Below are 565 nucleotides of genomic sequence, written 5' to 3'. Positions count from 1 at the left end.
AGCTGAGACCGCGGTCTATAACATATAAGTTCGTATGCTTGCTGTCTTTTTTGACAAGCTTGAGCACGACCTTCGGGATGGCCATGTCCTCGCTAAGATATACAGCCTTGTTGAACACCTCGGCAAGCCTTACGGCGAAACCGTCATATGCCATGGTATACTTTATCTGCTTGCGCGGCTGCCTTCCGTCTCCGGGTTTCTTGCCGACGGTAAAACCGGCCTTGAGCCTGTTGCAGCATTCGGCCACCATGGAGCTGTCGACCCGTATAAGGTACAGATGCAGGATTTCCTCTTCAGTGTACAGTTTGGAGAAGCGCCCGTATATAATCTCATAAGCCTTCTCAAAGAAGCTCAGGTCTATCTTTGACAGGCGGGTGGAAATGGAACTGTGCGTCACATGGGCGTCTGCACTTATGTTGAACAGCGTCTTGAAAATGGAATTGTTGAATACGACCTCAAGCTTGCGCTGACTTATCTGATCTGCCGCCAGGAGGGCAAAGACAAGGAGATAGAACATCCGCTCGCCGCTCAATACCTTGGCGCAATAGTCCACCTTTGTAGAACA

The 565-nt window shown here is 50.1% G+C and carries 1 pseudogene; it reads right to left on the bottom strand.

Annotated features, from left to right (window positions below):
* Nucleotides 1-565, bottom strand: a pseudogene (locus ACU52_RS15355) (IS4 family transposase); the annotation flags it as partial.

This window comes from Xylanibacter rarus (assembly GCF_001275135.1).
Lineage (GTDB): Bacteria > Bacteroidota > Bacteroidia > Bacteroidales > Bacteroidaceae > Prevotella > Prevotella rara.
The sequence above is the reverse complement of the archived record's forward strand: the minus strand, read 5'-3'. Positions and strand labels throughout refer to the sequence as shown.